This window comes from Natronospira sp. (assembly GCF_007134575.1).
Classification (GTDB): domain Bacteria; phylum Pseudomonadota; class Gammaproteobacteria; order Natronospirales; family Natronospiraceae; genus Natronospira; species Natronospira elongata.
Genome location: NZ_SLKM01000243.1, coordinates 1 through 5190, shown reverse-complemented (window position 1 = coordinate 5190; position 5190 = coordinate 1). Strand labels below are relative to the sequence as shown.

At 61.7% G+C, this 5190-nt stretch carries 5 protein-coding genes, 1 tRNA gene and 1 other RNA gene; 5 read left to right on the top strand and 2 right to left on the bottom strand.

Annotated features, from left to right (window positions below; genetic code table 11):
- A partial coding sequence (locus ACJWXQ_RS09580) for a peroxiredoxin (RefSeq protein WP_406672695.1) occupies nucleotides 1-326 on the bottom strand: 326 nt, incomplete at its 3' end.
- A 33-nt stretch (nucleotides 327-359) separates the two neighbouring features.
- Nucleotides 360-890 (bottom strand): ACT domain-containing protein, encoded by a 531-nt coding sequence (locus tag ACJWXQ_RS09575; protein ID WP_346049362.1) that lies wholly within the window; start codon nucleotides 888-890, stop codon nucleotides 360-362.
- A gap of 339 nt (nucleotides 891-1229) precedes the next feature.
- On the opposite strand from ACJWXQ_RS09575, the gene dapA reads away from it, so the two are divergent.
- From dapA to dnaX, 5 genes are all read left to right on the top strand, one after another.
- On the top strand, nucleotides 1230-2108 hold the full coding sequence (gene dapA, locus ACJWXQ_RS09570; RefSeq protein ID WP_346049364.1) for a 4-hydroxy-tetrahydrodipicolinate synthase: 879 nt from the start codon (nucleotides 1230-1232) through the stop codon (nucleotides 2106-2108).
- Nucleotides 2109-2138: 30 nt separating this feature from the next.
- Nucleotides 2139-3587 carry a hypothetical protein gene (locus ACJWXQ_RS09565; RefSeq protein WP_346049366.1) on the top strand — a complete coding sequence of 483 codons (1449 nt, stop codon included), beginning with the start codon at nucleotides 2139-2141 and terminating at the stop codon, nucleotides 3585-3587.
- Between the two features lie 95 nt (nucleotides 3588-3682).
- Nucleotides 3683-3773: transfer RNA gene (locus ACJWXQ_RS09560), tRNA-Ser, on the top strand.
- 263 nt (nucleotides 3774-4036) lie between these two features.
- Nucleotides 4037-4133: signal recognition particle sRNA small type (gene ffs, locus ACJWXQ_RS09555), an RNA gene on the top strand.
- 100 nt (nucleotides 4134-4233) lie between these two features.
- A partial coding sequence (dnaX, locus tag ACJWXQ_RS09550; RefSeq protein WP_406672694.1) for a DNA polymerase III subunit gamma/tau occupies nucleotides 4234-5190 on the top strand: 957 nt, incomplete at its 3' end.

Here is a 5190-nt window from a genome sequence, read left to right as displayed (position 1 = left end):
TTTTCCTTGATGACATCGAACATTCGACACAGCTCTTCATCCTTGTCTGAAAGCAGATGGAAGGGGAAACCCTGTTTGCTTCGGAAATTCTCATGGGCCTTCAGCCCGTCCCGGGAAACCCCCAGAATATCGGTATTGACGGCCTGAAATTCCTGGTGGAGGGCGCTGAAGTCCCGGCCTTCCGTGGTGCAGCCCGGGGTACTGTCCTTGGGGTAGAAGTAAAGCACCAGTTTTCGGCCGCGGAAATCCGAGAGGCCCAGGTCCTGGTCTCCGGTGGCGGGCAGGCTGAAATCGGGGACCTTCTTGCCAATACTGACGGTAGTCATTATTGCTCCTTGTTCATTTACTGATATCGGGATTCAATGCTTTATGGGCTCCATCAGCCCATCCAGATTCAGGCGGTCGCAGAGCTCCATGAAATGATCCCTGACCAGGGTCAGGGGCTGAGCGTCCGGGATGTGGACAGTCATCTGAATGGTCGCCATTGGGGTGTCGGTGTGGTCGGAGACATAACTCTGGGTGACCACCTCCGCCACCTCTACCTCATATTCGCTGAAAAAGCTCAACAGCTCAGTCAGGGTGCCGGTACGATCCCGCGCCACGATATCCACGGTGTAGGGCAGGCGATGGCTCCTCTCCGGACGCGATTCGATGCGTCGCAACTGCAGGTCCAGATCCAGCTCCCGACGCAGGCGCTCCGCTGATGCCTCGAGCCGGGCCAGGGTGTCCCAGCTGCCTGTCAGCCTGGCCACGAAGAGCACATGACCGTCGATCAGGGAGCAGCGGCTGTGGCTGACATTGCAGCCGCTCTGGCTGATATGGCGGGTCAGCCCCTCAAGCAGGCCGGGCCGATTGCTGCCCAGGGCAGAGATAATCAGTGACTGATTCATTGTCCCGTTCTTTCCGATGTGGTTGAGCCGGGGGGCAGTAATGCCGCCGGTCTGCGTTTCAGTCTAACCCGAGCCCGAGGGGCTGAAAACTGCCCAATTGGCCCCGCCGAACAGGATTGGATCAGCTTTGGCTTTTCAGCAGGCCGGACAGTGGGTAAACTGGCGCTTTTTGTGCCGGTAGCAGCGACGGGTTCCGTCCCGGCGGGCCTGCCGGCCCCGTCAGGCGCCTTTCGGCGTCTGCTCTCACAGCTACCGGTTGTCCGGGGCAGGGTCGTGGCCGCGGGAACCGGTTCGTCCGGCAGTTGTCCTGTCCTTTCGGGAATACGCAGGAGTGCAGTGATGTTCGGCGGAAGCATGGTGGCTCTGGTCACTCCGATGAAGTCGGATGGTGCCCTGGATTTCGAGGCCCTTGAGCGCCTGATCGAATTCCACGTCGATGCCGGCACCCGGGCCTTGGTGGTGGCCGGGACCACAGGCGAATCCCCGACGCTGGAAACCGACGAGCACGCCGATCTGATTGGAGAAGCTGTCCGTCTGTCGGCGGGGCGGGTGCCGGTTATCGCAGGCACCGGGTCCAATTCCACCGCCCAGACACTTCACCTGACCCGCAAGGTGGAAGCAATGGGCGTTGATGGGTTCCTGCTGGTGGTGCCGTATTACAACAAGCCCAGCCAGGAGGGGCTCTATCGGCATTTCAGCACGGTGGCGCGGGCAGTGGAAAAGCCGGTGGTGCTCTACAACGTCCCGGGACGAACCAGCTGTGATCTGCTGCCGGAAACGGTGGCCCGACTCGCGGAACTGGATACGGTCGTGGGTCTGAAGGAAGCCACCGGCGACATGCAGCGCCTTCAGGCGCTCCGTGAGCTCTGTGGCGATGAAATCGAGCTCTACAGTGGCGATGATGCCACGGCAATGGATTTCATCCTTGGGGGTGGAATTGGTGATGTATCGGTCACCGCCAATGTAGCACCTGAGCAGATGCAGGCCCTGTGTGATGCCGCCCGCAGTGGCGACCGGGAAAAGGCGGCGGAAATCAATAACCGCCTGATGCCGCTGCATCGGGAGCTCTTTGTGGAATGTAACCCGGTGCCGGTCAAGTGGGCGCTGGCGGAGATGGGCCTGATTCAGCCCGGTATCCGCTTGCCGCTGGTTCCGCTGGCCGAGGAACACCACGAACGTGTGCGGGCGGCCCTCAGGCACGCCGGCATTCTCGACTGAATACCCTATAGATCAGGAATACGCTGCTTCATGTCAACGCTATCTCCGCTTTACCCATCCAGCCTGTCCTACCGGCAGCTTCGGCTGCTGATCATCCTGCTGACCCCCGTGGTCGTGGCCGCCTGTGCTACCCCCATGCACTGTGATGAGCAGGCTGGCGAAGCCTATATGGACCCGCGCATTGGCGAGCCCTTGCTCGACGAAGACGGTGAACCCATTCCGGGCAGTGAACGCTTCCGGGTTCCGGGGGAGGAAACCGCCCGAAGCGGTCATGCCAATCCCTGTCTGGCCATGGCCCCGCGCCTGGTGGAACCGCCCGTGCCGCCGGCCCGTGAAGTCGAGGAAGGGGCATCCTTTGCCGATGTGCGCTATCGCCTCGAAGTGGTCGATGAGGATGGTTTCTCCGACAACGCCGAAGCGTCCACCTTCCGGCTCCGTGTGCGCGGCACCACGCCGCGGGTGGGGGGCTTCGATGCCGGCCTGGCCTTCCAGACCTTGCAGATTGTTGGCGAGCCCCGTTTTGAAGACACCACGGATCGGCCGGGTAACTTCCCCACTGTGCGCGACCCGAAGGATACGGCCGTGTCCGAGGGCTGGGGTCGTTTCGTCAGTCGTGAAGACACCTTCGAGGTCAAGTTGGGCCGCCAGGCCATCCGGCATGACAATGAACGTTTCATTGGCAGCGATTCATTCCGGCAGTTGGAGCAGACATTCAATGCCTTTGGGCTGCGGATCGGTACCGGTGAGCGGGCGCGCTTCCTGGGTCAGTACATTGACCGAATCAATACCGTGCTCGGCCCCAATCATCCCGACGGCCTGGGCCGGATTGACAGCCGCGCGGCGGTTCTGGACCTGGATACCCGAATCGGCGACAACCGGATGGGCATCTACTTCCACAACCTGCGTTTTGACGAAGACGAATGGGAGTCACATCGAAATTATGGCCTGCGTCTGACCGGCCCGGTGCCGTGGACGGAAACCTTCAGCTATCGCCTGGAAGCTGCCGTGCAGCAAGGCGTGCGGGGTGAAGGCCCGGATGATGATCTCGGCTACCAGCACGTCAAGCTGAAACAGGAACTGGATGACTGGAGCTGGTATGTGGGCCGTGAGCGCCTGGGTGGTGATCGGGAATGGGCCTTCCAGACCCCCCTGGCAAGCCTGCATGAGTTCAACGGCAAGGCTGACCGCTTCCTGGTCACGCCCGAGTTCGGTCTCATTGACGTCTACGCCGGCGTTGGATTCCAGCGCTGGGGTTGGGATTTTGATTCCCGCTTCCACCAGTTCCAGGTCGATCAGGGCAGTGGCCGCTACGGCGAGGAGCTGAGCCTGGGCGCCGGACGCGAGCTCTGGGGCCCCCTGCGACTGAATCTGGGCCTGAGTCACTACATGGGCGAGGATCCGGACTTTTACCCGGGTGACGAGTACGCCGCAGACCGTACCCGCGCCTGGTTCAGTGTCTCTGCCCGTTTCGAGCCCTGACTAGACGGGGCCGCCTGGCGGCGGCCCCTCCCTTGAGCAGGAAGGGATGAATCGGTTATGATGGCGCGCTTCCGCGGCGCGGAATAGCAAGTCCCGGAGAGGTGTCCGAGCGGTCGAAGGAGCACGCCTGGAAAGCGTGTGTGCGCTACCCGCGTACCGAGGGTTCGAATCCCTCCCTCTCCGCCATTTTTTGATGGGCCACCGATTGAGCGGTGGCTGTCTTGGCGGATTGAAGCACTGATTCGAACGCGATAGAGGGTTCGACAAATGCGTAAGGAACGTATTTGAGCATTCGCCTTGGGCGAATGCCCCGGAGCGAAGCGGAGGGCGGAGCGCAGGGATGCGCGGAGTCATCCCTCCCTCTCCGCCATTTTTTGATGGGCCACCGAGTCATCGGTGGCTCTTCTGTTTTCGGGCGGCAGCGCCCTTGCCATGTCAATGGTGGTCCGTGCCGGCTCTCCCGCGACGGCCAGCCGCAAACCCCGTCAGGCCCGGAAGGGAGCAGCGGTAGCGGTGACGCCGGGTGCCGGGAATCTGCCGGTGCGGGCCGCCACCCTTTTCGCTCTTTCCCTCACTCACACGCTCCAGTGCCGGGGCCTGCCTGTGATAGAGTAATCGGCCTCATTTCCGCTGGAATCCGTACGCCATGAGCTATCAGGTCCTGGCCCGAAAGTATCGTCCCGCCAGTTTTGCCGAGTTGTCCGGTCAGGAGCATGTACTGCGTGCCCTGGTGAACGCTCTGGACAATGACCGCCTTCACCATGCCTTCCTGTTCACCGGGACCCGCGGCGTGGGCAAGACCACCATTGCGCGGATTCTCGCCAAGTCACTGAACTGCGAGCAGGGCATCAGTTCCACCCCTTGTGGTGAATGCAGCGCCTGCACGGAGATTGCCGAAGGGCGTTTCGTGGATCTGATCGAGGTGGATGCGGCCTCCCGCACCCGGGTGGATGACACGCGCGAGTTGCTCGACAATGTCCAGTATGCTCCCACTCGCGGGCGCTACAAGGTCTATCTCATTGACGAAGTCCACATGCTCTCGGCCCACTCCTTCAACGCCCTGTTGAAGACCCTTGAAGAGCCGCCGCCCCATGTGAAGTTCCTGCTGGCAACCACCGATCCGCAGAAATTGCCGGTGACGGTTCTGTCCCGTTGCCTGCAATTCAATCTCAAGCGTCTGCCGGCGGCCGTCATTCGTGATCAACTGGAACGGATTCTCAAGTCCGAGTCTCTACAGGGCGAGGCGCCGGCCCTGGATTTGATCGCGCGCGCGGCCGATGGCTCCATGCGCGATGCCCTCAGTCTTCTTGATCAGGCCATCGCTTTCGGTGGGGGCCAATTGGGCGAGAGTGATGTTCGCGCCATGCTGGGCACGGTGGAAAGGGATGATGTTCTTCGCATTCTGGAAGCCCTTGCCGAGCGGCGTGCAGAGGCATTGCTTGACGCGGTGGCCGAGCTGGACACACGGGCGCCAGACTATCTCAGTGTCCTGGATGAGCTGGCCACGGCTCTCCAGCGCATGGCGGTGCTGCAGATGGTGGCTGAGGCAGGTCAGGAATGGGAGGACCGTGAGCGCCTGCTGTCATTGTCTGAGAGACTCAGT

Bases quoted from the DNA above. Each gene is read 5' to 3' on its own strand.
- ACJWXQ_RS09575 (WP_346049362.1), bottom strand. From the start codon at position 890: ATGAATCAGTCACTGATTATCTCTGCCCTGGGCAGCAATCGGCCCGGC.
- ACJWXQ_RS09565 (WP_346049366.1), top strand. From the start codon at position 2,139: ATGTCAACGCTATCTCCGCTTTACCCATCCAGCCTGTCCTACCGGCAG.
- dapA (WP_346049364.1), top strand. From the start codon at position 1,230: ATGTTCGGCGGAAGCATGGTGGCTCTGGTCACTCCGATGAAGTCGGAT.